The sequence below is a fragment of the Streptomyces sp. NPDC002619 genome, from assembly GCF_042889305.1.
In the GTDB taxonomy this organism is placed as follows: Bacteria; Actinomycetota; Actinomycetes; order Streptomycetales; family Streptomycetaceae; genus Streptomyces.
On the sequence record NZ_JBIAQV010000001.1, the window covers coordinates 592,830 to 618,451 of the forward strand.

The window sequence follows — 25,622 nt, forward strand, 5'->3', positions numbered from 1 at the left end:
ATCACACCGGGGTCCGGCGGACCGACCGCCCCGCCAACACGTCCGTACGGCGTCCGTCCTCGATGACGAAGCGGCCGTCGACCAGGACGTAGGGAAGGCCGACGGGCAGCGCGCGCGGCCGCTCGAACGTGGACCCCGCCGCGACCGTCGCCGGGTCGAACAGGACCAGGTCCGCGCGGTGACCCTCACGCACCACCCCGCGGTCCGGCAGGCGCAGCCGGGCCGCGGGCCGCGAGGTGAGATGGGCGACGCACTCCTCCAGGGACAGCACGCCCAACTCCCGTACGTAGTGGCCGAGATACCGCGGGAACGTGCCGTACGCGCGCGGATGCGGCTTGGCGCCCCGCAGGATGCCGTCCGAGCCGCCGGTGTGCGCGCGGTGCCGCATGATCGCGCGGACGTTGTTCTCGTGGCCTACGTGCTGGAGGATCGTGGTGCCGAGGCGGTCCTCGACCAGCAGTCTGCGGGCTGTCGTCCACGGGGTCTCGCCGCGCAGGTCCGCCGACTCCAGGACCGTACGGCCGACATGGTCGCCGAGGGACGGTCCGCTCACGCCGGAGATCTCGATCGTGTCCCACTCCACGGGCACGCCGTGGCAGCCGTCGGAGCCGACGACCTCCAGGTGGTGCCGGATCCGCTCGGCGATCGCCTCGTCGGTGAGCCGGGCGAGGATCTCCTCCGGCCCGCCCTCGCTCGCCCAGCTCGGCAGCAGAGCGGCGAGGGTCGTGGAGCCGGGGGTGTACGGATAGGTGTCGAGGCTGATGTCCGACCCGGCGGCGAGCGCCTCGTCGAGCAGCGCGAGGAGTTCGGGCGCCCGGCCCTTGTTCACGCCGAAGTTCATGGTGGCGTGGGCGAGATGGAGCGCGCAGCCGGCCTCGCGGGTCAGCTCGACCATCTCCGCGTACGCTTCCAGCGCGCCCGCGCCGTACGAGCGGTGGTGCGGGCAGTAGTAGCCGCCGTAGCGGGCCACCACCCGGCACAGCTCGGTGAGTTCGGCGTCCCGGGCGTACATGCCGGGCGTATAGGTGAGCCCGGAGGACACGCCGACCGCGCCCTGCTCCAGGCCATCCGCGACCAAGTGCCGCATCCGGTCCAGCTCCTGGGGCGTGGCCGCGCGGTCCTCCCAGCCGACGGCGAGCGCGCGGACCGTGCCCTGCGGGATGAGATAGGCGGCGTTGACCGCGATGCCCCGGTCGAGCCGGTCCAGGTACTCGCCGACCGACCGCCAGTCGAAGTCGATGTCGTCGCCGTACCCGTTCCAGCCGGTGATCGCCCGGCGGACCTCCTCCAGCGTGCGGTCGTCGACGGGCGCGTACGACAGCCCGTCCTGGCCCACGACCTCCAGCGTCACCCCCTGCGCGGCCTTCGCGCTGTGGTCCGGGTCGCGCAGCAGGGCGAGGTCACTGTGGGCGTGCATGTCGATGAAGCCGGGCGCGAGGACCAGCCCCTCGGCATCCAACTCACGGGTCGCCGTAGGGCGTTGGCAGCCGGCTGCCGCCGCCTCCTGGACGATCGACACGATGCGCCCGGCGTCGACGACCACATCGGCGCGGTAAGCGGGCGCGCCCGTGCCGTCCACCACGTCGGCGTCCCGGATGACCAGGTCCTCCACGGCGGCGCCTCCTAGAAGAACGTACGGATGTAGTCGACGACGGTGCCGTCCGCCTCGGCCAGCGGGATCAGCTGCCACTTGTCGAACGACGTGCACGGGTGGGACAGACCCAGGCCGATCCAGTCGCCGACCTCCAGGTCCGCCTCGGGTCCGGTGCGCAGCCAGAGGTGCTGGTCCGACAGGGCGGTCGCCTCGATCCCGGCCGCCGGGTGCTCGGCTTCGCCCCGGCGCGCCACCCGGACCACGGGCAGATCGAGGTCGTACGCCGCGTCCCTCTTGCCCGCGTTGGCGAAGGCCTGCTCGGGGGAGGGGCGGGAGACGATCTGCGCCCAGAGCCGGAAGGCGGGCTCGAGGGCGCCCTCCTCGGGGACGCGGTTGAAGGGGGTCAGCCTGCGGTAGTGGACGTCGTCGTGCGAGACGTAGGCGCCCGAGCGGAGCAACTTCAGGACAGGGAGGGAGAGTTCGGGGATCTCGGTGAGGACGTCGGCGACCGCGTCGAACCAGGCGCTGCCGCCCGCGCTGACGATGATCTCGTCGGCGTCGGCGAACCGCCCGGCCTTGTCGAAGTCGACGGCGAGCGCGACCAGCCGCCGCAGCCACGCGTGCACCCTCTCCGGATCGGCCCGCGGCACCTCGCCCTCGTAGCCCGCGACCCCGACCAGCCGCAGTGTCGGCACGGCCGCCACCGCGTCCGCCACCGCCGCGCACTCGGCCTCGGTCCGCACCCCGGTACGGGCGCCCTCGCCGGCGCCCAGCTCGACGACGACGTCCACGGGCCGGACGGATCCCCGCAGCGCCGCGTCCATCAGCTCCACGCCGCGCACCGAGTCGACGTAGCAGACGAGGCGGAAGTCCGGGTCGGCGGCGAGTTCGGCGGCGATCCAGCGCAGGGCGGGGGCGTCGACGAGTTCGTTCGCGAGGAAGATCCGCTCGACGCCGAAGGCCCGCGCCACGCGAACCTGGTGCGGCACCGCGAGCGTGATGCCCCAGGCGCCGTGCTCGATCTGCCGCCGGAAGAGCTGGGGGGCCATGGAGGTCTTGCCGTGCGGGGCGAAGGCGAGGCCGTGCCGGGTCGCGTACGTCTCCATGAGCTTCAGGTTGTGCTCCAGCCGCTCGGCGGACAGCGCGAGCACGGGCGTGGCGAAGCCGTCGGTGAAGAGGTTGCGTCGCTGGGCGGCCAGCTCGGCGACGGTGAGCCCGTCGGCGTCCGGCGGGAGGCCCTTGAAGCGATGGTCGACGCGTTCCGCCGCCAGGCGGGCGAGTGCTTCGGTGCTGCTGCTCATGAAGCCTCCTGATCTGACCTGTTGCAGTGCTTGCAACAGTCATTGCGTATGTCGCTCACTGCTGTCTAACATCTCGGCCAGGCGGGGTCAACGGAGCCTTCGCACCCCCACCGAGGAGCTAGGACGATGGTGACCGACACGGGCCCCCGCAACGCCCCCAGCGTCGCGGACGGCGTGGACGTCGTGGACGTCGTCGCGCTCGGCGAGTCCATGGTCACGTTCGTCCCGTCAGGACCGGGCCGCCTCGCCGACGTACCGCGCTTCGAACGGGGCATCGGCGGCGCCGAGTCGAACGTGGCGTGTGTACTGGCGTCCGCCGGCCACGCGGTGCGCTGGGTCAGCCGGGTCGGCGCGGACGCCTTCGGCGACCATCTGCTGGCGGCGGTCGGGTCGTACGGGGTCGACGTGTCGTCGGTACGGCGGGATCCGGGGCGGCCGACGGGGGTGTACTTCCGTACGGCGGGGGACCGGGCGACGGATGCGCACGAGGTGGCGTACTACCGCGCCGGTTCGGCGGCCTCCGCGATGGACGTCGCCTCGGTGGACCTGACGGCGGCACGGGCGTGCCGCGTACTGCACCTGTCCGGCATCACGGCAGCACTGTCGGAGGGTTGTCTGACCCTGCTCCACGAACTGCTCCGCCCCGCTCCCGACCGCCCGCTGATCAGTTTCGACGTCAACTACCGGCCGGGATTGTGGCGCGACGACGAGGGCGGACGGGCGCTCCTGGAGCTGTCGCGTGCGGCGGACATCGTGTTCGTGGGGGAGGACGAGGCGAGGGAGGCGTGGGGGGTGACGGGGGGCCCTGAGGCGATCCGGGAGTTGCTGCCGGAGCCGGGGGTGCTGGTGGTGAAGGACGGGGCGCGGGGAGCGACTGCGTTCGAGCGTGCTCGTCTGTCCACGGGCAGTCGTGCCGCTGGGGCGGCGCCCGTCCCACAGAAGGCCGGCACCCGGTCAGCGCCGGGCCGCGCGACCCACCCCCGGCCCACCACAACCCCGGTCACCTTCGAACCCGCCCTCAACGTCACGGTCGTAGCAACAACCGGCGCCGGCGACGCCTTCGCCGCCGGCTTCCTCTCCGCCACCCTGCGCGGACTCCCGGTTGCCGCCCGCCTGCGGCACGGCCACCTCACGGCCGCGGCCGCTCTGACCGTCCCCGGTGACCTCGCACCACCCCCGTCCCGCGACCACGCCGACCGCCTCGCCGCCCTGGACAACGCATCGTGGGGAAGACTTCGACTCGGCCCCGGCTGGACGCGAGCCGAGCCGGCCCCCGAGGAGGTACGCACCCCATGAGCCAGACCGTCGACCGCGCGCTCAGCATCCTGCCGCTGCTCGCCGAGGGCCCCGCCGACCTCGGTCAGGTCGCCGACCGCCTCGGCGTCCACAAGTCCACCGCGCTGCGCCTCCTGCGCACCCTGCACGAACACGGCCTCGTCTACCGCCAGTCGGACCAGCGCTACCGCCTCGGCGCCCGCCTCTTCACCCTCGCCCAGGAGGCGATGGAGAACCTCGACATCCGCGAGATCGCCCACCCGCACCTCGTACGCCTCAACGAGCTGACCGGCCACACCGTCCACCTGGCCGTGTACGAGGAGAACGAGGTGCTCTACATCGACAAGGTGGAGAGCCGCTACCCCGTACGGATGTACTCCCGCATCGGCAAACCCGTCGCCATCACCGTCGCCGCCGTCGCGAAACTCCTCCTCGCCGACCTCCCCGGACCCGAGCGCCGCGCCCTCGCGGAGAAACTCGACTACCCCATGTACACGGCCCGTTCCACCCCTAACGCCCCGGCTTTCCTACAGGAGTTGGAGAAAGTCCGCGAACAGGGATGGGCCACCGACCTCGGCGGCCACGAGGAGTCCATCAACTGCGTGGCCGCCCCGATCCGGGGCGCCGACGGACGCGTCGTCGCCGCCATGTCGGTCTCCGCGCCCAACGTCGTCGTCACCGCCGACGAACTCCTCACCCTGCTTCCGCAGGTACGCCGTACGGCGGACGCCGTCAGCGGTGAGTACTCCGGCAGAACGCCAGTGAAGGACCCCCAGTGAAAGGCACTCCCGCATGACCGAGAAGATCGCGCTCACGCCGAAGACCCACACCACGCCGCCCGCCAAGTTCTCCCACGGGGTGAAGAAGGGGAACCTCCTCCAGGTCGCCGGTCAGGTCGGGTTCCTCCCCGCCGAGGAGGGCAAGCCCCCGACGCCGGCCGGACCCACCCTGCGCGAGCAGACCCTCCAGACCCTGGCCAACGTCAAGGCGATCCTGGAGGAGGGCGGCGCGAGCTGGGACGACGTGATCATGATCCGCGTCTATCTGACCGACGTCGACCACTTCGCCGAGATGAACGCCCTCTACAACACCTACTTCGAGGAGCAGGGCCTCACCCAGCCGCCCGCCGCGCGCACGACGGTCTACGTCGGCCTGCCCGCGGGACTCCTCATCGAGATCGACGCGCTGGCCGTTCTGGGCTGATCGTCCGGCCCGCGTCTTCCGAACAATCGGGTTGAACCGGGGTGAAGGGCGGTCCGGCTGGTTTAGGCACAGGAACGTCGTCCATACTTTGCGCCGTGGAGCAGCGCACAGGAGCGAGCAGCAAGCCGTCGAAGGCCGAGCCGTTGAAGGCCGAGCCCGTGACAGGCGCCGGTTTCGACCCGGCCTTCATCCCGGGCATCACGGCTCCGGCCGCGACCGAGGCGGAAGCGGAGCCGGCGCGTGCCGAGGACGCGGAGCCCGAGTCGGCCCAGCCTGAGGAATCGGCGGAGGAGTCGGCAGAGGACGAGAAGCAGGCCGAAGGGCCTGTCTTCGAGGCCGCCGACCGCCGCGCGAAGATCGTGGCCGACGGCAAGGGCGTTCGCCTCAGCCTCGACGAGGAGTCCTGTGAGTTCAGCTGGGACGAGATCGGCGCGGTCGAGACGGAGTCCCCCCGCTTCGGAAAGCGGTTCACCGTCACGGTGCACACCCCCGACCGCCGCTGGTACCCGATAGAGATCGAGGCGACGTCCAGGGCACGTTTCGCGGAGTGGGAGTCGGAGCTGGACGCGGTGCTGGACGCCTACTTCGAGACGGACTGAGTCGCCTTCAGCGCCTCGACGAAGGAAGCGAAGGCGTTGGCCGGGAAGGTGAGGGTGGCTCTGGCGGGGGCCTTTGAGTCGCGGATGGCTATGTGGGTGTCGAGGTCGGCGACTTCGACGCAGTCGTTGCCCTCTCCTCCGCCGGAAAAGGACGACTTCTTCCATGAGGAGGGGGTTGTCATTCCGGCCTCACAGCTCCTTCGCCAGCTGATGGATGAGGTCACGTGATCGCTTTGGTGGGAGTGCTTCTCCCTTCACCCTACGGAAGAGCGTTCGAAAGTGCTCCAGCTGGGCTTCGGAATTGACGAAGGCGGTGCCATGCGGGGCATCCCGTACGACGGTGTCCAGACGGGGGAGCGGACCACCAGAGTGCACCATCGTGCTCCCGGCTCCAGCGAAGTCGTCCAGGGTGAGAGGGATGACCTGGACGGTGATGTGCTCGGTCTCGGACATCTCCAGGATGCGGCTGAGCTGAGCCCGCGAAGCGCTGCGTCCTGACACCTGGATGCGAAGGGCCGCCTCGTGGATCACCGTCTCGTACGGAATCGGGTCGGCGCCCTCGATGACTACTCTCCGCTTCATCCGGTGCGCCACCCGTAGGTCCACCTCGTCGTCTGGGAACTCCGGGTTCATATAGGCGAAGAGCGCGCGGGCGTAGTCCTCTGTCTGGAAGAGTCCGGGTACGTGGATGACGGCCACGTCGTGGCGGAACGTGGCGTGATGGTCCAGTTCGGCCACCGGCTGGAGCAGTGGGCCCAGCGCGCCGTACACGCCATGGATGCGACGGAGTTGTTCGCCGGCGAGTGAGCGACCGGCGCGTCGGCCCGGAACGCGCCGTCCCGAAACACCCCCACCCCCACCCGCGGTCTCCGCGGGCAGGGGCAGGTGGGGTTCAGATGGGGTCGGTGTGAGAATCCGGCCCCGTCAACACCGTGTTACGGCAGCGCGTGCACGTGCGGAGCCACCGCGTTCGACCAGGCGTTGCCCGACTTCGCGTCCCAGTTCGTGGACCACGTCATCGCGCCCCGCAGGTCGGGGTAGGTCTTCGACGGCTTGAAGGTGCCGCAGCCCGTGCCCTTCGTCAGGCAGTCCAGGGCGTTGTTGACGACGGTCGGGGAGACGTAGCCGCTGCCCGCCCCGCTCGTCGACGCCGGGAGGCCGAGGCCGACCTGGGACGGGGACAGGCCGCCCTCCAGTTGGATGCAGGCCAGCGCAGTGAGGAAGTCGACCGAGCCCTGGCTGTAGACCTTGCCGTCGCAGCCGAGCATCGAACCGCTGTTGTAGTACTGCATGTTGACGACCGTGAGGATGTCCTTCACGTTCAGCGCCGTCTGGAAGTACGAGCCCGACGTCGACTGCATGTCGATCGTCTGCGGCGCCATCGTCAGGACCAGCGACGGGCCCGCCTTCGCCGCCAGCGAGCGCAGCGCCTGCGACATGTACGTCGCGTTGAGGCCGTTCTCCAGGTCGATGTCGACGCCGTCGAAGCCGTACGTCTGCATCAGCGAGTACACGGAGTTCGCGAAGTTCGTCGCGGACGTGGAGTCGTTGATCGACACCGTGCCGTTCTGGCCGCCGACCGAGACGATGACCTTCTTGCCGGCCGCCTGCTTCGCCCGGATGTCCGCCTTGAACTGGTCGACGGTGTACCCGCCGAGACCGGCCGAGTCGAGATTGAACGTCACCGCGCCCGGCGTCGTCGTCGCGTCGGCGAAGGCGACCGCGATGATGTCGTACCCCGACGGGACGTCGGAGATCTTCTGGACCGTCGCGCCGTTGTTGAAGTTCTGCCAGTAGCCGGTCACCGCATGCTTCGGCACGGAGCCGCCGCCCCCGCCTCCGCCGGTCGGGGCCGTCGTCGCCGTCACCGCGCCCGACTTCGCCGACTCACCGGCCGAGTTGGTGGCGCTGACCTGGAAGGAGTACGACGTCGACGCGGCAAGTCCGGCGACCGTGGCCGACGTTCCGGTCACCGCCGTCACCTTCGTGCCGTTGCGGTACACGTTGTAGCCCGTCGCGCCGGACACCGCGCTCCAGGCGAGGGACACGGACGAGGATGTCGTACCGGAGACGGCGAGGCCGCTCGGTGTGCCCGGCACGGTCGGAGCCGGGTCGCCGCCACCGCCGCCGTCGGGGCCGAACACCGAGATGTCGTCCGCGTAGTACGCCGGCTGGCCGTACCAGCCGTGCGTGTAGACGGTGACCGAGGTCGTCGACGCGCCGGTGGTGAAGCTCGTCGTCAGCTGTTTCCACGTCGTCTCGGGAGTCCAGGTCGAGACATCGGTGGTGCCCGTGCCCGTCACGCCCAGGTAGGTGTAGGCGCCCTGCACCCACGCGCTCAGCGAGTAGGTCGAGTTCGGCTTCACCGCCACCGTCTGGCTGCACTGGGCGTTGTCCTGCCCGGCCGGAGTCGCCTTCAGCGCGCCGGCGCCCGAGTGCACCGGGGACGAGACCGTCGTACCGCTGCCCGCGGAACAGGTCCAGTTGGTCAGGCCCGACTCGAAGCCGGCGTTCTTGACGTTGTTGACGTCGGCGGCGGACGCGGGGGTGCTCGCGAGCCCCGCGACCGACAGGGCGAGGGCGGCGGTCGCGGACCAGGTCCGGATCCGGCGTCTGCGTCTGGGCGTGCCTGGTGCGCGGTCCACTGGGGCCTCCGGTGGGGGAGTTGGTGGGGAGAGAGGTGAGGGACGGTGGCCACCGCTGCGTCCCAAGTTGGTCCAGACCAATCCAGCTGTCAAGAGGTCCAGACCAAAACCGGTGCACGCATGACGTTCAACCTGCCCCGATTTGACAGGTGTTGTGCAAAGACGGATCCAGGCCAGCTCCACAAACGCTGTTCTCCGGCCACAAAGGCGTGGTTACAGTGCTGAGGTAGTTACACAGTGAAGTCGTCCCGGCGTAGAGGAGTGACACCGGTGGGCCGACGCGTGTGAGGAGCGGGGAGCTGCACGTGCCAACTGCCATCGCCGTGACCAGTGCCGACATGGCGCTGCCACCGCAGGACGAACGGACCATGCCCGCCGTCGTCCTGCGCGACCTCGACCAGCGGCCGCTCGAGCATGCCCTGGCCGAACTCCACGCGCTCGTCGAACAGCACGGCCACGTGATCGTCGTCAGCTCACCGGCCGTCCCGGCGGCCGTGACGCGGCGGCTGCACACCCTGCGCTCACTGATGGAGAGCGACCGGATCGCCCTGTTCCGGCCCGAGTTGCCGCCCCTAGGCGTCGCGGTCCTGGCCCGTCAGCTCCGTCAGCTCGCCTCCTGCGACCTCAGCCCCGGCGTGCTCGCCTCGGCGGGCCGGCTCCTCACCCACTACATCCACGCCGGCGCCGTCCTCGCCTCGGTCGCCAGACTCGACCACGTCCCCGTCTCGCTCAAGGCGCACGCCAAGTCCTGGGTGCCCGGCAGCCAGTTCGCGGTGATCGCCCACCCCGAGCCCCAACTGGTGCGCGTCGCGCCCGAAGCGACCCTGGCCGGTCCCGAGTTCGGCACCTGGATGCTCGTCGCCAAGGGCCAGCTGCAGTCCGAGTGGGTCGGCTCGCTCGCCAAGTCCTGGAACGTGCACGGGCTGCGCGAGGCTCCGCTGCCCGCCGAGTCCACCAGCTGGTGGGGTACGGGTCGGATCATCGAGTTCTGCAGCCATCTCGCCGACCTCTCGGTCCTCTACCAGCTGGTCACCTCGGTACGGCAGAGCACCTGCCGCTGGTGCGGCATCGACGTCATCGGCGACCGCTGCGTCTTCTGCTCCGCGACCCCGCCCCTGAACGAGCCCCCCGCCCCACGAGCGCTCGAACAGCGCACGCCCGCCTGACCCGCCCAGCATCCACCCCGGACCACTTCCGCTCGACCGATTCCCCCAATGAGGTTGCACGGTTCATGAACTCCCGTCAGCGCCGCGGCGTGATACTCCTGATCCTGTCGGTCGTCTGCGCGCTCGGCGCGTTCGCCGGCGTGCTCTCCGTCATCGACGACGTGAAGTCCAAGGTCGGCCCCGAGGTCACCGCGTACCGGCTCAGGTCGGACGTGGCGCCGTACACCACGCTGGACACCGGCCAGTTCGAGAAGATCGAGATGCCGAAGCGATGGCTTTCGGCCAATGCCGTCACCAATTTGCGGGAGATCGACGGCAAGATCGCCGTCACCACCCTGCGCAAGGGCTCCCTGCTCCAGACCGACATGATCGTCGACCAGCCGGCGCTCAAGCCGGGCGAGCAGGAGGTCGCGATCATGATCGACGCGGCCACCGGGGTCGCCGGAAAGATCACCCCGGGTTCGCGGGTCAACGTCTACGCCACCTTCGAGGGCAAGCAGCTCAGCGCCCCCGACCAGTCCAAGATCATCGTGACCAACGCCCGGGTCCTCGACGTCGGCAAGCTCACCTCCCTGGAGCCCGACAGCAGGAGCCAGCGGCCCACCGACGCCGTCCCGATCACCTTCGCGCTGTCCACCATCGACGCCCAGCGCATCACGTACGCCGAGTCGTTCGCCCAGCGCGTCCGGCTCGCCCTGGTGGCACCCGGCAGCCAGACCACCGTCCCGGACAAGGACCGCACGTACGAACTCGCCACGGACAAGTGAGAGGCGGCCCCATGCCCACCAGGATCCTCCCGGCCGTCGCCGACCCGGACGTCGCCCGCTCCCTCGTCAGTCTGCTCAGCCAGCTCCCCGACGCCGAACCGGTCCCCCCGGTCACCGACTCCACTCAGCTGATAGACAGCCTCGCCCGCCTCGCCGCCGAGTCCGTCGACGAACTGCCCGAGGTCGTCGTCGTCCACGAACGCATCGGCCCCGTACCGGCCCTGGAGCTGATCCGCGAGGTCGCCCTGCGCTTCCCGGCCGTCGGCGTCGTCCTCGTCACCACCGACACCAGCCCCGGCCTCTTCGCCGCCGCCATGGACTCCGGCGCCCGCGGCCTGGTCTCCCTGCCCCTCAGCTACGAGGAGCTGTCCGGCCGCGTCCAGGCCGTCGCCCAGTGGTCCACGGGCGTACGACGCCATCTCGGCCACGGCGCCGACCTGTTCGGCGGGGTCGGCGGCACCCTCGTCACCGTCAGCGGCGCCAAGGGAGGCGTCGGCGCCACCCTCACCGCCGTCCAGCTCGCCCTCGCCGCCCAGGCGTCCGGCCGCGGCACCGCCCTGGTCGACCTGGACCTCCAGACCGGCGATATCGCCTCCTACCTCGACATCCAGTTCCGCCGCTCGGTCGTCGACCTCGCCACCATCAGCGACATCACCCCGCGCGTCCTCGCCGACGCCGTCTTCCGCCACGACACCGGGCTCGCCCTGCTGCTCGCCCCCGGCGAGGGCGAACGTGGCGAGGAGGTCACCGACCGCGCCGCCCGGCAGATCCTCGGCGCCCTGCGCTCCCGCTACGAGGTCGTCGTGGTCGACTGCGGCGCCCAGCTCAGCGGCGCCGGCGCCACCGCCGTCGAGCTGGCCGACGCCGCCCTGCTGCTGACCACCCCGGACGTGGTCGCCGTACGGGCCGCCAAACGCACCGTGCGCATGTGGGACCGGCTGCAGATCCGCAAGGCCGAGGAGACCACCGTCGTCGTCAACCGCCACACCCGCGGCACCGAGATCCAGCCCCAGCTGATCCAGCGCATCACCGGCACCGCCCTGGCCGGCACGGCGATACCCGCCAACTTCAAGGAACTCCAAGGCGTCGTGGACGCCGGACGCCTCCACGAGCTGGACGGCCGGAGCACGGTGAAACAGGCCCTGTGGTCCCTCGCCGGCGAACTCGGCCTGGCCCGCGCGTCCGAGGGGTCCCACCGCGGCCGACCACGCGGCGACCGCGGCTCGGTGAGCTTCCGGCGGCGGAAGGAGTGAGCGGATGACACGGCCGGACGGAGACGAGGGCCAGGTCAGCATCGAGTTCCTCGGCATGACCCCGCTGATCCTGGTCACGCTGGTGCTGATGTGGCAGTGCGTGCTCGTGGGATACACCTACACGCTCGCGGGGAACGCTGCGGACGAGGCCGTACGCGCGGCCACCGCCGCGCAGCCGGGACAGCGGCAGGGCGCCTGCGAACAGGCCGGGATGAAGGACCTGTCGGCGGCGTGGAGGGGGGACGCGACGGTGACCTGCGGCGGAAGCGGCTATGTGACGGCCGACGTCACTCTCAAGGTCCCGGTGCTCTTCCCCGGCACGGTCGCCTTCCCGTTCACCGTGCACGGCCACGCGGGCGCGGTCGAGGAGGCGAAGGACTGAGATGCCGTACGACCGTGATCGCCGCGAATCCGGACAGGTCGCCCTCGAATACCTCGGGTTCATCCCGATCCTGGTCCTGGTGGCGCTGGCCGGGGTGCAGCTCGGGCTGATCGCCTACACCGCCCAGCAGGCCGGTACGGCGGCCAGGGCGGGCGCACGTGCCGCCTCGCTCCAGCAGAGCGCCGAGGCCGGATGCCGGGCGGCCGTCAGCGGCTGGCTCGCCGACGGCACCAGCTGCCCGTCCGCGTACGGCGGCGACGAGGTCACCGTCGACGCCACCGTCCACATCCCGTCGGTCGTCCCCGGCTGGGACTTCGGCGACGCCCACAAGTCCGCCACGATGCCGCTCGACCACTGACCGAGGAGCACGCGAGACATGAGCCTGCGGGCACGCATCAATTCCCCCGAGGAGCAGGGCAGCCGGGGCGAGGACGGCCATCTCGTCGCTTCCTACCGGGCCAAGCTCCTGGAGGAGATCGACCTCGCCGAGATGAGCTCGCTCGCCACGGCCGAGCGCCGGGCACGGCTGGAGCGGGTGCTCGGGCACATCATCAGCCGCGAGGGACCGGTCCTGTCCACGGTCGAGCGCGCGCAGCTGATCCGCCGCGTGGTCGACGAGGCGCTGGGCCTCGGCATCCTCGAACCGCTCCTCGAAGACGCGTCCGTCACCGAGATCATGGTCAACGGGCCCGACGCCGTGTTCGTCGAGCGCGGCGGCCGTGTCGAACAACTGCCGATCCGGTTCGTCTCGCAGGACCAGCTGATGCAGACGATCGAGCGGATCGTGTCCACGGTCAACCGCCGTGTGGACGAGTCGAATCCGATGGTCGACGCCCGCCTCCCGTCCGGCGAGCGCGTCAACGTCATCATCCCGCCGCTGTCGCTGACCGGGCCCATCCTCACGATCCGCCGCTTCCCGCGCTCCTTCACCCTCCAGGAACTCGTCTCCTTCGGGTCGCTGGACGAGCACATGGTGTACCTGCTGGCCGGCCTGGTGCAGGCGAAGTTCAACATCATCGTCTCCGGCGCCACCGGCACGGGGAAGACAACCCTGCTGAACGCCCTCTCCGGGCTGATCCCGGCGCACGAGCGCATCATCACCATCGAGGACTCCGCCGAACTCCAGCTCCAGCAGTCGCACGTGGTCCGCCTGGAGTCCCGCCCGCCGAACGTCGAGGGCAAGGGCCAGGTCACCATCCGCGACCTGGTCCGCAACTCCCTGCGCATGCGCCCCGACCGCATCGTGGTCGGCGAGGTCCGCGGCGGCGAGTCCCTGGACATGCTCCAGGCGATGTCGACCGGCCACGACGGCTCCCTCGCCACGGTCCACGCCAACAGCGCGGAGGACGCGCTCACCCGTCTCCAGACCCTGGCCTCCATGTCCGACGTGGACGTCCCCTTCGTCGCGCTGCACGACCAGATCAACAGCGCAGTCGACGTCATCGTCCAGCTCACCCGCTTCGCCGACGGCGCCCGTCGCATCACCGAGATCGCCCTGCTCGACAGCCACGGCGGCGAGCCGTACCGGCTGGCGACCGTGGCCCGCTTCCACGCGCAGCCCATGACCGCCGACGGCCGCGTCCACGGCGCCTTCGAGTACCACCCGCTCCCGCGCCGCACCGCCGACCGCCTCTACATGGCGAGCCAGCCCCTGCCCCAGGCATTCGGCGTCGCCCTGCACGCGCACGAACTCGCCACCCGAGAAGCCAGGTAGGTAGGCCACGCCCATGGATCTCCACACCCTCGTCACCCTTACCACCGGCGGCACCCTGCTGACCTGCGCCCTGGCCGTCGCCGGCGTGCACACCTACGCCGCGGGCCGGGCCCAACGGGCCGAACTCGTCGAACGGTTGTCGTACACCGGGCAGGTCCCGGTCACCGGCCGTCGGCGCCACTTCCGCAACCTCGACCGCCGGCTGCGCGGCACCCGCCTAGGCCGCAGCCTGGAGTTGCGCCTCGCCTCGACCGGCCTGGACATCACTCCCGGCGAGTTCTTCGCCTGCATGCTCGCCGCCGTCGCCGGCCTCTGGCTCATCGGCCAGGCCGCCCTCGCGCCCTTCTTCGGCCCCATCGCCGGACTGCTCGGCGTCTGGGCGGCCTGGCAGTTCCTCAACTGGCAACGCCAGAAACGCATCGAGCGGTTCATCGGCCAACTCCCCGAACTCGCCCGCATCCTGGCCAACGCCACCCAGGCCGGCCTCGCCCTGCGCACCGCGATCGGCATGGCGGCGGAGGAGTTGGAGGCACCGGCCGGCGAGGAACTCGCCAAGGTTGCCGACCAGTTGTCCCTAGGCCAGTCGATGGACGACGCGCTGGGCGAACTCGCCGACCGGCTGCCCTCCCGCGAACTCGTCGTGCTGGTCACCACCCTGATCCTGGCCAACCGGGCCGGCGGCCAGGTGGTGAGCGCCCTGCGCAACCTCACCGAGACCCTGGAGGAGCGCAAGGAGACCCGGCGAGAGATCCGCACCCAGCTGTCCCAGGTGACGATGACGTCGTACGCCGTCCCCGTGCTCGGCGTCGGCGCCCTGTTCCTGATGAACGGGGTCAAGGACGGCGCCCTGGACCGCATGACCGGCTCACCGGTCGGCCAGGCGTGCGTGGTGATCGCGTTCGGGCTGTACGCGGTCGGCTTCGTCCTCATCCGCCGCATGAGCCGAATCGACGTCTGAGGAGAGGGCCGACACTGTCATGGCATACCTGCTGGCACTGCTCATGGCCCTGGGCGTCTGGGGCGCCTTCGCCGGGATCCGCATGTACCGCGCGGACGCGAAACTCCCCGACGACCTCGCGCTGGCCCTCGAGATCGGCGCGACCCGCACCGGCGCCGCGCACTCCCTGATCGACCGCATGGGCATGCGCTACGCACCCACCGTCCTGCGCCTCATGGGCCCCAAGCAGGTCGCCAAGTACCGCCGCAGGATCGACCTCGCGGGCAACCCCGGCGGCCTGACCATCGACCGCTACGCGGCCCGCCGGGCGGTGTACGGCGTGCTCGGCGGCGTCGGCTTCCTGGTGTTCCTCCTGCGCGGCCAGTGGTTCGTGGCCGTACTCCTGCTGGCCTTCGGCGCGTTCTGGACGGAGGTCGGCATCTGGTCGGCGATCCGGATCCGCAAGGACGTGATCGAGCGGACCCTGCCGGACTTCCTGGACGTCCTGGCGGTGGTGGTGAGCGCGGGCCTCGGCTTCCGCCAGGCACTGGACCGGGTCGCGTCGCGGTACGAGGGCCCATGGGCCGATGAACTCCGCATCACGCTCCGCCAGATGGACCTCGGTATGAGCCGCCGCCAGGCGTTCGCGGAACTGCGCCGCCGCAACGACTCCGAGCAGGTCGCCATGTTCGTCACGGCGCTGCAGCAGGGCGAGGAACTGGGCGCGCCGATCGTCGACACGCTCGTCGCCCTGGCCAAGGACATGCGCCGCACGGACGCCCAGAACGCCCGCCGCAAGGCCGCCCGCGCGGTGCCCAAGGCCACGCTGATGATCACCACGTTCATGGTCCCGGCGACGATGCTGCTGCTCGGCGCGGGGCTCATTCTGGGGTCCGGGGTGGACTTCGGCGCGGTCACGGGGAAGTAGGCGGGGTGGGGTGAGGGAAGAAGTGAGAACGGATGCAACTGCACACGGTCGGGCTGAACTACCTGATCATTCATGGCCTATTCGTTCACAAAGGCTTTCGCTAATGCAACTCGATGTGGGAGAGTCGGTGAGGTCGCTGTGCCAACTCGGCGCAAGGGGGACGGAGATCATCAACCACGCCTTCGCCAAGCTCCACGGCGCGATCCGGACACAGGCCACTGTGAAGTGGTTGGGGGTGGGATGCAATGGGAATGCGGGGGACCGGAAGCGAACCTGGAGGGGAACAGCATGAGCAACTGGTTCAACACCACCGTCGCGTATCTGCAGGCCCGCGCCGTCCGCAACGACAGGGGACAGACCGCGGTGGAGTACCTCGGGATCATCGCGGTGGTCGTGGCCATCGTGCTGGCGATCACGGGTACGGACATCGGGCAGACCATCTACAACGCCATCGTGGACAAGATCACCGAAGTCACCGGTGGCTGACATGGCGGTTGCGCAACCGCGCTGACTCAGGGCAGGCCTTCCCCATCTACATCACGGTGGTGGCGGGCTTGCTCTTTCTCGCGTTCGCCTATCTCGCGGTCGGCCAGGCCGCGGCGAATCGGAACGGCGCCCAGACGGCGGCCGACGCGGCAGCGCTGGCAGCGGCTCAGGACACCCGGGACCAGCTCGCGGGTCAGTGGGTGACGGACGTACTCGATCCGGCCAAGTGGCAGGACGTCTTCGACGGCGAGGTGCCGGTCACTCCTTCCTGCTGGCGCGCCGATGCCCTTGCCGGGCGGAACGACGCTCACGTGGTGCGGTGTGCGCCGACGGGCCCGTTGGGCTACGAGGTCGACATCCGGACCGACAAGCCGGTCGGAGACTCCATCGTTCCCGGCACAGAGAACACGTACTCCAAAGCATCGGCGACCGCTGTGATCGAGCCGCTCTGCACGTTCGAGCTTCCCGGTGAGGACGCCGGCGACGACGTACTCCCGCAACTCACCTGCAAGGACCGGAACTGGGATCTGGATCCGGACAATCTCGATGAACTCCCGCAGCCCAAGGATCTCTTCGACGTCCACCTGGCCGACTGACACGCGCACCACGAGTGATGAAGGAAGCAGAGTGATGAGCATTCGGTTCACAGCGAAGGCCCGCAGGGGGATGGTCGCGTTCACCGTTGCGGCCGGGCTGGCCCTCGGTGTGGCCGGCTGCGGCGGCGGTGGTGGCGACGACAAGAAACCGGAGGCCACCGCCTCTGCCTCCAAGGGCGGTGGATCACAACCGACCGCTCAGGAAGGGCAGTCGGGGGAGCCGCTCGCCGAGTTGCGCGGGCCCGATGGCCTGACGCTCCAGATCACCTCTGCTCAGCGTGATTCCGGCGGCTTCGTCACCGTGAACGGCACCTTGAAGAACGACGGGAGCCAGACGGCCAACGTGCCTGCCCAGTTGAGCGGTAACGAGACGGAGATCATCCGCAATGGCAGGTCGCTCGGCGGAGCCACCCTGGTGGACTCCAAAGGCAAGAAGCGTTATTACGTGTTGCGCGACACGGACGGCCGCCCGCTGACGACAACCGGCATGCCGGCGATGAAGCCTGGGGAATCGATCCCGGTCTTCATGCAGTTCCCGGCGCCTCCCGCCGACACGGCAGAGGTGAGCTTCCAGCTGCCGATGTTCGCCCCCGCCACGATCCAGATCTCCGGGTGAGGCCCCAGTGACCACCACGCCCCGCCTCCCCCTGACCCTCACCACCGCCGCCCTCCTCCTCGCCGCCACCCTCCACGGCGCCGCCTCCGCCCGTGCCGACGACGGCAACCCCAGCGTCCCCCCGGGCACCGAGGCCTCCCCCTCCGCACCCGTCGAGATCGACCCCACCGACCCCGACCTGAAACTCCCCGAGGGCGCCACCCTCGCCCAGCCCAAGGTGCTGGACATCAAGTCGGTCGTGGAGGACCAGAGCGGGGACGAGCGCCGTGAGGACACCAACGCGGACGTGAAGTTCGCGCTCCAGGCCGAGGTGCTGTTCGGCAAGGACAGCGCGAAGCTGAGCGACGAGGCCAAGGCGCGCATCGCTGCGATCGCCGAGGAGATCAAGAAGAACGGCGCCACGCAGATCAGGGTGTTCGGCTTCACGGACAACCTGGGCTCCGCTGCTCACGGCGACGTCCTGTCCAAGCAACGCGCCAACGCCGTACAGGCCGTCCTGGACCAGGACCTGAACGACGCGAACATCACGTTCGAGGTGCGGGGCTACGGCGAGCAGTACCCGATCGCGGACAACTCCTCGGAGGCGGGCCGCAAGAAGAACCGAAGGGTGGAGGTCTCGTTCCCCCGCTCGGAGACCTGAGGGGACCGGCACTCCGTCACTCCCTCTCGACCGTCACCCGGGCCCCCACCTCCAAACCCCATCCCGCCATCGCCCCGGCCTCCGCCTCGAGCACATGCCGCGAACGCAGCCGCGGCAGCCCGAGGCGGCCCGGCCGCATCGTATGTACGGCGATGACGTTCAGCGCGCGGTCGAGATAGGCGACGTCGATGGGGATGCGCATGGAAAAGGTGTGCACGGAACCGGCGGGGGAGAGCAACATGGCCCCGTCGATGCGGTCACGCCCCAACAGCCCTTTCGTACGCGCCCGATAGGAGACCGCGAGTTCCAGGGGAACGACCACCGTCCGACCGTCAACCCCCCGCACCGCCAGCGTCCCCCGCCCGTCCCGCCAACGCGCCACACGACTCACCTCACTGCACCGGGAACTCTCACCCCCACCCTTACCAGGAAGGCCCCATGACTCACCTAGGCGCCGTATTCCGTCCCCAACTCCCCCCTGAGCGGCTCCGGACCCTCGCCCGGCTCGCGGACGACACCGGGCTCGAGGAACTGTGGCTGTGGGAGGACTGTTTCCTGGAGGGCGGTATCTCCGCCGCCGCGGCCGCGCTCGCCTGGACCGAGCGGGTGCGGATCGGTGTCGGGCTGCTGCCGGTGCCGTTGCGGAACGTCGCCGTCACCGCGATGGAGGCCGCCACGCTGCACCGGCTGTTCCCGGGGCGGGCGATCCTCGGGGTCGGGCACGGGGTACAGGACTGGATGGGACAGGTCGGTGCCCGCGCCGAGTCCCCGTTGACGCTGCTGCGGGAGCATCTCGACGCGCTGCGCGCCCTGTTGAGGGGCGAGCGGCTCACCGTGGACGGGCAGTACGTCAAGCTCGACAGCGTGGCGCTGGACTGGCCGCCGCCCGGCCCCGTCGACGTGTTCGCCGGTGCCACCGGCCCCCGGACCCTGCGCCTGACCGGCGAGGCCGCCGACGGCACGATCCTCACCGCGGCCACGCCGCCGGACGGCGTCCGCAGGGCGCGGCGGCTCATCGACGAGGGCCGGGAGGCCGCCGGGCGGAGCGGCCCGCACGAGGTCGTCGTCTACCTGCTCGCCGTCACCGGCGCCGACGCCGCGCCGCGCCTGCGTACCGAACTCGCCGCCGAGGGGCTTGAGTCCGTCCCGGATCTCGGTGCCGCCGGGGACGCGGGAGCCGTCGCCAAGGCCGTGCAGCGCCTCGCGGAGGCCGGAGCCGACACCGTGATCCTCCAGCCGACGGCGGACGAGCCCGACCCCGAGGGGTTCGTGCGGTTCGTGGCCGAGGAGGTCCGGCCCCTGGTGCCGTAGACCGGCCACAGGGCATCCGCAGGTCAGGGGCCACTGTCAGTACCCCCTGCCAGACTCCTCACCATGACGGAGACGAACGGAGCACACGCATCCGGCGCGGAAGCCGGCGAGATCGTCGCCCTGCGCGATGTCATCGACGCCGACCTCGAGGTCTTCCTCGCCTACGAGCACGATCCGGAGGCCCTCCGGCGGTCGAGGTTCACGCCCCGGCCGCGGGACGCCTTCCTTACGCACTGGCGGGAGAGGATCCTCGGGGATCCCGGCTGTCTGGTGCAGACGGTCACCGTGGACGGCGAGACCGCCGGGAACATCGGCTCGTGGTGGGCGGGCGAGCGCCGGTTCCTGGGCTACTGGCTGGGCCGTCCGTACTGGGCGCGCGGCATCGGCACCCGGGCCCTGGCCCTCTTCCTCCTACGGGAGTCCACCCGCCCCCTGTACGCCGACCCCTTCAGTGGCAACACGGCCTCCGTCCGTGTCCTGAAGAGACACGGCTTCGAGGAGGAGGGCAGAGAGCGGGACGGCGACGACGAGTACGTGGTGCTCGTGCTGCGGTCCGCCGTCACGCCGCCAGCGTGACCGTCAGGCCGTCCGTGTGACCGGCGGGCGGTCTCCCATCACGCCGTCGATCAGTTCGCGCACGATGTCCATGTGGCCGGCGTGCCGGGCGGTTTCCTCGAGCATGTGGACCAGGACCCAGCGCAGGGAGACGGACGTGTCGCGCCAGTCCGGGCGGCCCAGGGCGTCCAGGGGGTGGCCGGTGATCGTGCGGTCGGCGGCGGCGCGCGCACGGCCGTAGAAGGAGACGATCTGTTCCGTCGTCTCATCGGGGCCGACGCTCATGTCCTCGCCCTTGTAGGGGTCGAACCACAGGGGCTCGACCTCGCCGCCGAACGAGCCCACGAACCAGCCGTACTCCACCGACCCCAGATGCTTGACCAGGCCCAGCAGATTCGTCCCGGACGGCGTCATCGGCCGCCTCAACTGCTCGTCGTCCAGCCCTTCGAGTTTCCACAGCACGGCATCGCGGTGCCGGTCGAGACTCGCGTGCAGCGTTTCCTTCTCACTTGCCGTGTAAGCCGTCATGGCGCGGAAAACTAGCAGCGCCCACCGACAACGCCCTGCCATGATCGGGCCCATGGACCCCAACCCCAACCCCGCCCCCGATTCCGAAGCCGACCGCACCTTCGAGCGACTCGTCGCCGAGGGCGCCGCCGTGCCCACCGAGGGCTGGGACTTCTCCTGGTTCGAGGGCCGGGCCACCGAGGCACGGCCCTCCTGGGGGTACGCCGGCTCGGCGGCCGGCCGCCTGGCCCGCGCCACGGCCGCGCTGGACGTCCAGACCGGCGGCGGCGAAGTCCTCGACTTCGCGCTTCGTACGGCGGCCCCCGCCCGCCCCGTGCTGCTCGCCGCGACCGAGGGCTGGCCGCCGAACGTGATCAAGGCCAGCGCCCTGCTGCGGCCCCGCGGCGTCACGGTCGTCGCCGCGCCGGACGACGCACCGCTGCCCTTCGCCGACGACACCTTCGACCTGGTCCTCAGCCGCCACCCCGTCCAGCCGCACTGGACCGAGCTCGCCCGCGTGCTGCGGCCCGGCGGCACCTACTTCGCCCAGCACGTGGGACCCGGCAGCGTCGTCGAACTCGTCGAGTACTTCCTCGGGCCTCAACCGGGGGCGGCGCGAGGCGTCCGTCACCCCGACCGCGAGCGCGCCGACGCGGAGGCGGCCGGGCTGGAGATCGCCGAGCTGCGGGCGGAGCGGCTGCGCATGGAGTTCCACGACATCGCCGCCGTCGTCCACTTCCTGCGCAAGGTGATCTGGATGGTCCCCGGTTTCACCGTCGAGGAGTACGAGCCCCGACTGCGCGCCCTGCACGAGCGGATCGAGGCCGAGGGTCCCTTCGTCGCCCACAGCACCCGGCACCTCTTCGACGCACGTAAGCCCCGGGACTGACACGGGGTTTCCACATTGTTATCGCGAACGGCTCGCATCCGGACGACGCCTCACGTAAGTTCAGACCAAGGTAATTCGCGTGAGCAAAGCTGCGCGGGTGGCACCGCGCGGTGGAGGGGGCTGTGCGGTGCCGTGATGCACCGAGGCGACCGTCAAGCCGCCGTTCGCGCCGTGGTTAGCCCTTCAGGGGGGCGGCGGACCGACACGCCGAAGGGGCATCGAGCCCCCGTAGACCCTCCCATTCCCTCCCCATGTGGTCCATTTCCCTGGGAATCCACTGCGAATCCGTCACACTCACCCCCTGAACAACGGTCAAGATGCCCACTGGGGCGTCGCCGGGTGACTCCGGAGAGTAGTTGTTGCCCGCCGATGCGCGCAGCATCACTTACGAAGGGTTATGGTGGAAACCCCCCCTCGGGCCGGTCCGTCTCCCCCCCACGGACCGGCCCGTTTTTTGTGCACGGCGGGCCCCTCACAGCCCGCGGTCGCGCACGGGACGGGTAACCTTCCGCCCATGGGGGACCGCCACCGCATGGAGGGGCTGACAATCTCGTGAACCTGCGCGACAAGCTGCGCGGCCTTCTGGTCAGGCTGTACGCACGCCGGGTGGAAGGCCACCTGGACCACGCTCAGGTGCCCAAGCACATCGGCGTCATCATGGACGGCAACCGCCGTTGGGCGAAGGCCGCGGGCTCCAGCACCGTTCACGGGCACCGGGCCGGTGCCGAGAAGATCGAGGAGTTCCTCGGCTGGTGCAGCGAGACGGACGTCGAGGTCGTCACCCTGTGGCTGCTGTCCACGGACAACTTCGACCGCGCCCAGGAGGAGCTCGTACCGCTCCTCGGCATCATCGAGGACGTCGTGCACACCCTCGCCGCCGACGGCCGCTGGCGCGTGCACCACGTAGGCACCCCGGACCTGCTGCCCTCCCCGATGCAGACCGCGCTGAAGGAGGCCGAGGAGGCCACCGCGGGCGTCGACGGGATACTGGTCAACGTCGCCATCGGCTACGGCGGCCGGCAGGAGATCGCCGACGCCGTGCGCTCGATGATCCTGGACGCCCGCGACAAGGGCGTATCCATGGAGGACCTCGCCGAGGCCGTCGACATCGACATGATCGGCCGCCACCTCTACACCGGCGCCCAGCCCGACCCCGACCTCGTGATCCGCACCAGCGGCGAGCAGAGGCTGTCCGGATTCATGCTGTGGCAGACCGCTCACTCGGAGTACTACTTCTGTGAAGTCTTCTGGCCGGCCTTCCGCAAGGTCGACTTCCTGCGCGCCCTGCGCGACTACGCCGCACGTCACCGGCGCTACGGCGGCTGACGCCGGCTCCCCGGCGGACACCGTACGGAAAACGCACCGTACAACCCGGTTGAGACGGAAGTAACAAGGAGTTCATCAGTGCGCCGTCCCATGCATTTGCATGGCCTCGCACGTTCGAGGGCATAAGCCAAGCAGGTCGACGCCCGAACCACGGGTGTCGGATCTCAGCGGGCGGCACGGGGCCGTTCGCCCGGGAGGCCCTTTGCACCAGCCCGACCGTGCGGTCACCGCGCGGAAGCAGCCGCGGAGGGCCGGTTCTCGGCCCGCGCGCGTGCAGCGCGGCCGACGACCGGCCTGGTTCTCCTCACCCTCCCGGCCCGGCTTCCAACTCGTCGCTCCCCGACCTCATCCGAGGGGGTACGTCCTTCCGTGGTGACCAGCACAAAGCGCCGTAAGCCCGACCGGCGCACGTATGTTCTCGACACCAGCGTCCTGCTGGCCGACCCGAACGCCCTGACCCGCTTCGACGAGCACGAGGTCGTGCTCCCGATCGTCGTGGTCACGGAACTGGAGGCCAAGCGGCACCATCCCGAACTCGGCTACTTCGCCCGGCAGGCCCTGCGTCTGCTCGACGACTACCGGGTGCAGCACGGCCGCCTCGACGCGCCCATCCCGATCGGGGAACTCGGCGGAACCGTCCGTGTCGAGCTCAACCACTCGGACCCCAGCGTGCTGCCGACCGGCTACCGCCTGGGGGACAACGACTCCCGCATCCTCGCGGTGGCCCGCAACCTGCAGGCCGAGGGGTACGACGTCACCGTCGTGTCGAAGGACCTGCCGCTCAGGATCAAGGCGTCGTCCGTGGGCCTCCTCGCCGAGGAGTATCGGGCCGAACTCGCCATCACGGACTCCTCCGGCTGGACCGGCATGTCCGAACTGACCCTGTCCGGCGAGCAGGTGGACGTCCTCTTCGAGGCCGGACACGTGTATGTGCCGGAGGCGTCCGAGATTCCCGTCCACACCGGGCTGACGATCCAGTCCGAGCGGGGCAAGGCGCTGGGCCGGGTGACGGCGGAGGGCAACGTCCGTCTGGTGCGCGGCGACCGGGAGGCGTTCGGCATCAAGGGCCGCAGTGCCGAGCAGCGCATCGCGCTCGATCTGCTCCTCGACCCGGACATCGGCATCGTCTCGATGGGCGGCCGGGCCGGCACCGGCAAGTCGGCGCTGGCGCTGTGCGCGGGCCTGGAGGCGGTCCTGGAGCGCCGCCAGCACCAGAAGGTGATGGTCTTCCGGCCGCTGTACGCGGTCGGTGGGCAGGAACTGGGCTATCTGCCGGGCACCGAGGCCGAGAAGATGAGCCCGTGGGCGCAGGCGGTCTTCGACACGCTGTCCGCGGTCACCAGCCGCGAGGTCATCGAGGAGGTCACCGCGCGCGGGATGCTCGAGGTGCTGCCGCTGACCCACATCCGCGGCCGCTCGCTGCACGACGCGTTCGTGATCGTGGACGAGGCACAGTCGCTGGAACGGAACGTCCTGCTGACCGTTCTGTCCCGGATCGGCGCGAATTCCCGGGTGGTTCTGACCCATGACGTGGCCCAGCGGGACAATCTGCGGGTCGGTCGGTACGACGGTGTCGTCGCCGTAGTGGAGAAGCTGAAGGGGCATCCGCTCTTCGCCCACGTCACCCTGACGCGGTCCGAGAGGTCCCAGATCGCCGCACTTGTGACCGAAATGCTGGAGGACGGACACATCTGACCCGAGTGCTCAACTTGGGTTGGTTACTCGCTGGTTGGCGCCGTCCGGCAAAGGCCCAGAGCCTAGCCGGGCGGCGCCTTGGCGTGTGGGACATTCATGAAACCGCTGAGCCAAACGGGATGTGAGCTTTCACACGCAACAGAGAATTGCCTCGCGGCGTCCGGTTACGGCAGAGTCTCACTCCTGTCAGGCCCCGCATACGACACACCTGTACCCCCAGCGGTACGGCACCACAGAAGCACCACAGCCAACTCCATAGCTGACGTCGTATGCCGCCCGAGCATCACGTGGCGCTCTCCCAGCGAGAGTTGCCCACCGGGCCCGCGCCTCCCGTGACCCCGCAGTTGGGAGGCCAGCGCCAGGGGCACGATTGCGTCCGCCAGGGTCACCGAAGCGGGCGATGCTGGAAGGAAACCGTGTGAGCCGGATCTCGGTCCGGGGATTCGCAGTGGCCTCGGCCACCGCGGTCACCGCTGTCGGAAGCGTCGTCGGCGTTGCCTCGGGCAGCACCGCGCAGAACAACGACGCCCAAGCGACGGCAGCCGACGCGACGACGCTCCTTGCGGACATTCCCGCGGGCCAGCAGGCCCAGGTGCAGACCGCATCCCTGACGCAGCAGGCCGACGCGCAGGCCATCCAGGCCGACGCGAGCGCCAAGAAGGACGCCGAGGAGGCGGCCCGCAAGGCTGCCGCCGAGACGGCCGTCGCCAAGAAGGTGGCTGCCGAGAAGGCGGCCCAGGCTGCCAAGGAGCGCGCGGCGGCCGAGGAGGCCGCGAGCCGCAGCAAGAGCGTCAGTGCCTCCAGCTTTCCCGTCCAGAGCTCGTACAGCGTCGGGCAGATCCAGGCGATGGCGCGTCAGATGGTCGCGAGCGGGCAGTTCCAGTGCTTCAGCAACATCGTGGACCACGAGTCCAGCTGGAACTACCGGGCGGTCAACGCCTCCTCCGGTGCCTACGGCCTCTTCCAGGCCCTGCCCGGCTCCAAGATGTCGTCCGTCGGCGCCGACTGGCAGACCAACCCGGCCACGCAGATCAAGTGGGGCCTCAACTACATGAACAGCCGCTACGGCAGCCCGTGTGAGGCCTGGTCCTTCTGGCAGGCCAACCACTGGTACTGAGACACACGGAAGTTCCTTCCGCTCTCAACCCCGCGCAGCCCCTCCCCGTCCTACGGGGAGGGGCTGTTGCACTGTACGGTCGGACGGACGACTCCAGGGGGGAGTGGTGGGGAGCACCCG

29 protein-coding genes are annotated in these 25,622 nt (G+C 70.1%); 22 read left to right on the forward strand and 7 right to left on the reverse strand.

What is annotated here, in order from left to right:
* Position 1 precedes the first annotated feature (1 nt).
* Complete coding sequence (locus tag ACFYXB_RS02970; protein ID WP_389577081.1) at positions 2-1,612, reverse strand: amidohydrolase family protein; 1,611 nt, start codon at positions 1,610-1,612, stop codon at positions 2-4.
* A gap of 11 nt (positions 1,613-1,623) precedes the next feature.
* A complete protein-coding gene (locus ACFYXB_RS02975) occupies positions 1,624-2,895 on the reverse strand; it encodes an amino acid deaminase (RefSeq protein ID WP_389577083.1) in 1,272 nt (423 codons plus the stop codon).
* 126 nt (positions 2,896-3,021) lie between these two features.
* Here ACFYXB_RS02975 and ACFYXB_RS02980 point away from each other — a divergent pair, with 126 nt between their 5' ends.
* From ACFYXB_RS02980 to ACFYXB_RS02995, 4 genes are all read left to right on the forward strand, one after another.
* Positions 3,022-4,191, forward strand: coding sequence for a sugar kinase (locus tag ACFYXB_RS02980; protein WP_389577085.1), 1,170 nt, complete (start codon positions 3,022-3,024; stop codon positions 4,189-4,191).
* Positions 4,188-4,949 carry an IclR family transcriptional regulator gene (locus ACFYXB_RS02985; RefSeq protein ID WP_389577087.1) on the forward strand — a complete coding sequence of 254 codons (762 nt, stop codon included), beginning with the start codon at positions 4,188-4,190 and terminating at the stop codon, positions 4,947-4,949. Before ACFYXB_RS02980 ends, ACFYXB_RS02985 begins: the two co-directional genes overlap by 4 nt.
* A gap of 13 nt (positions 4,950-4,962) precedes the next feature.
* Positions 4,963-5,373 (forward strand): RidA family protein, encoded by a 411-nt coding sequence (locus ACFYXB_RS02990; RefSeq protein ID WP_351344295.1) that lies wholly within the window; start codon positions 4,963-4,965, stop codon positions 5,371-5,373.
* 95 nt (positions 5,374-5,468) lie between these two features.
* Positions 5,469-5,972: a hypothetical protein gene (locus ACFYXB_RS02995; protein WP_389577090.1), complete on the forward strand. Its 504-nt coding sequence runs from the start codon at positions 5,469-5,471 to the stop codon at positions 5,970-5,972.
* Here ACFYXB_RS02995 and ACFYXB_RS03000 read toward each other — a convergent pair.
* From ACFYXB_RS03000 to ACFYXB_RS03010, 3 genes are all read right to left on the reverse strand, one after another.
* Entirely contained in the window at positions 5,954-6,154 is a 201-nt protein-coding gene (locus tag ACFYXB_RS03000; protein WP_389577092.1) for a DUF397 domain-containing protein, read from the reverse strand. The two genes, ACFYXB_RS02995 and ACFYXB_RS03000, sit on opposite strands and share 19 nt — an antisense overlap.
* Positions 6,155-6,161: 7 nt before the next feature.
* Positions 6,162-6,743 carry a DUF5753 domain-containing protein gene (locus tag ACFYXB_RS03005; RefSeq protein WP_389577094.1) on the reverse strand — a complete coding sequence of 194 codons (582 nt, stop codon included), beginning with the start codon at positions 6,741-6,743 and terminating at the stop codon, positions 6,162-6,164.
* Between the two features lie 164 nt (positions 6,744-6,907).
* Positions 6,908-8,617, reverse strand: a complete 1,710-nt coding sequence (locus ACFYXB_RS03010) for a glycoside hydrolase family 18 protein (RefSeq protein WP_351344280.1) — start codon at positions 8,615-8,617, stop codon at positions 6,908-6,910.
* A 338-nt stretch (positions 8,618-8,955) separates the two neighbouring features.
* Here ACFYXB_RS03010 and ACFYXB_RS03015 point away from each other — a divergent pair, with 338 nt between their 5' ends.
* The 12 genes from ACFYXB_RS03015 to ACFYXB_RS03070 all read left to right on the forward strand — a co-directional run bounded on the left by ACFYXB_RS03015 (position 8,956) and on the right by ACFYXB_RS03070 (position 18,102).
* Complete coding sequence (locus ACFYXB_RS03015) at positions 8,956-9,783, forward strand: hypothetical protein (protein WP_389577438.1); 828 nt, start codon at positions 8,956-8,958, stop codon at positions 9,781-9,783.
* A 65-nt stretch (positions 9,784-9,848) separates the two neighbouring features.
* A complete protein-coding gene (gene cpaB / locus ACFYXB_RS03020; RefSeq protein WP_389577096.1) occupies positions 9,849-10,550 on the forward strand; it encodes a Flp pilus assembly protein CpaB in 702 nt (233 codons plus the stop codon).
* Between the two features lie 11 nt (positions 10,551-10,561).
* Positions 10,562-11,803, forward strand: a complete 1,242-nt coding sequence (locus ACFYXB_RS03025) for a CpaE family protein (protein ID WP_389577098.1) — start codon at positions 10,562-10,564, stop codon at positions 11,801-11,803.
* 4 nt (positions 11,804-11,807) lie between these two features.
* A complete protein-coding gene (locus ACFYXB_RS03030) occupies positions 11,808-12,185 on the forward strand; it encodes a TadE family protein (RefSeq protein ID WP_351344271.1) in 378 nt (125 codons plus the stop codon).
* A 1-nt stretch (position 12,186) separates the two neighbouring features.
* Entirely contained in the window at positions 12,187-12,543 is a 357-nt protein-coding gene (locus tag ACFYXB_RS03035; protein WP_351344268.1) for a TadE/TadG family type IV pilus assembly protein, read from the forward strand.
* An 18-nt stretch (positions 12,544-12,561) separates the two neighbouring features.
* Complete coding sequence (locus tag ACFYXB_RS03040) at positions 12,562-13,899, forward strand: CpaF family protein (protein ID WP_389577100.1); 1,338 nt, start codon at positions 12,562-12,564, stop codon at positions 13,897-13,899.
* 13 nt (positions 13,900-13,912) lie between these two features.
* Positions 13,913-14,857 (forward strand): type II secretion system F family protein, encoded by a 945-nt coding sequence (locus ACFYXB_RS03045; protein ID WP_389577102.1) that lies wholly within the window; start codon positions 13,913-13,915, stop codon positions 14,855-14,857.
* Between the two features lie 19 nt (positions 14,858-14,876).
* Complete coding sequence (locus ACFYXB_RS03050) at positions 14,877-15,764, forward strand: DUF5936 domain-containing protein (RefSeq protein WP_389577104.1); 888 nt, start codon at positions 14,877-14,879, stop codon at positions 15,762-15,764.
* Positions 15,765-16,052: 288 nt separating this feature from the next.
* Positions 16,053-16,250 carry a Flp family type IVb pilin gene (locus ACFYXB_RS03055; protein ID WP_389577106.1) on the forward strand — a complete coding sequence of 66 codons (198 nt, stop codon included), beginning with the start codon at positions 16,053-16,055 and terminating at the stop codon, positions 16,248-16,250.
* Positions 16,247-16,846, forward strand: a complete 600-nt coding sequence (locus ACFYXB_RS03060; protein WP_389577440.1) for a pilus assembly protein TadG-related protein — start codon at positions 16,247-16,249, stop codon at positions 16,844-16,846. Before ACFYXB_RS03055 ends, ACFYXB_RS03060 begins: the two co-directional genes overlap by 4 nt.
* A gap of 34 nt (positions 16,847-16,880) precedes the next feature.
* Positions 16,881-17,462 carry a hypothetical protein gene (locus ACFYXB_RS03065; protein WP_389577442.1) on the forward strand — a complete coding sequence of 194 codons (582 nt, stop codon included), beginning with the start codon at positions 16,881-16,883 and terminating at the stop codon, positions 17,460-17,462.
* A gap of 7 nt (positions 17,463-17,469) precedes the next feature.
* A complete protein-coding gene (locus tag ACFYXB_RS03070; protein WP_389577108.1) occupies positions 17,470-18,102 on the forward strand; it encodes an OmpA family protein in 633 nt (210 codons plus the stop codon).
* Between the two features lie 16 nt (positions 18,103-18,118).
* Here ACFYXB_RS03070 and ACFYXB_RS03075 read toward each other — a convergent pair whose 3' ends face one another.
* Positions 18,119-18,484, reverse strand: a complete 366-nt coding sequence (locus ACFYXB_RS03075; protein ID WP_389577110.1) for a DUF192 domain-containing protein — start codon at positions 18,482-18,484, stop codon at positions 18,119-18,121.
* A 56-nt stretch (positions 18,485-18,540) separates the two neighbouring features.
* On the opposite strand from ACFYXB_RS03075, the gene ACFYXB_RS03080 reads away from it, so the two are divergent.
* Both ACFYXB_RS03080 and ACFYXB_RS03085 read left to right on the forward strand, forming a co-directional pair.
* Positions 18,541-19,413, forward strand: coding sequence for an LLM class flavin-dependent oxidoreductase (locus ACFYXB_RS03080; RefSeq protein WP_389577112.1), 873 nt, complete (start codon positions 18,541-18,543; stop codon positions 19,411-19,413).
* A 63-nt stretch (positions 19,414-19,476) separates the two neighbouring features.
* Positions 19,477-19,989: a GNAT family N-acetyltransferase gene (locus tag ACFYXB_RS03085; protein WP_389577114.1), complete on the forward strand. Its 513-nt coding sequence runs from the start codon at positions 19,477-19,479 to the stop codon at positions 19,987-19,989.
* Positions 19,990-19,992: 3 nt separating this feature from the next.
* Here ACFYXB_RS03085 and ACFYXB_RS03090 read toward each other — a convergent pair whose 3' ends face one another.
* Positions 19,993-20,496 carry a DinB family protein gene (locus tag ACFYXB_RS03090; RefSeq protein ID WP_389577116.1) on the reverse strand — a complete coding sequence of 168 codons (504 nt, stop codon included), beginning with the start codon at positions 20,494-20,496 and terminating at the stop codon, positions 19,993-19,995.
* 52 nt (positions 20,497-20,548) lie between these two features.
* Between ACFYXB_RS03090 and ACFYXB_RS03095 the strand changes: the two genes are divergently transcribed.
* The 4 genes from ACFYXB_RS03095 (at position 20,549) to ACFYXB_RS03110 (ending at position 25,502) form a co-directional block, all read left to right on the forward strand.
* Positions 20,549-21,364, forward strand: coding sequence for a class I SAM-dependent methyltransferase (locus ACFYXB_RS03095; RefSeq protein WP_389577118.1), 816 nt, complete (start codon positions 20,549-20,551; stop codon positions 21,362-21,364).
* 552 nt (positions 21,365-21,916) lie between these two features.
* A complete protein-coding gene (locus ACFYXB_RS03100) occupies positions 21,917-22,690 on the forward strand; it encodes an isoprenyl transferase (protein WP_389577120.1) in 774 nt (257 codons plus the stop codon).
* A 369-nt stretch (positions 22,691-23,059) separates the two neighbouring features.
* Complete coding sequence (locus ACFYXB_RS03105) at positions 23,060-24,385, forward strand: PhoH family protein (protein ID WP_389577122.1); 1,326 nt, start codon at positions 23,060-23,062, stop codon at positions 24,383-24,385.
* Between the two features lie 400 nt (positions 24,386-24,785).
* A complete protein-coding gene (locus ACFYXB_RS03110) occupies positions 24,786-25,502 on the forward strand; it encodes a transglycosylase SLT domain-containing protein (protein WP_389577124.1) in 717 nt (238 codons plus the stop codon).
* Positions 25,503-25,622: the final 120 nt, after the last annotated feature.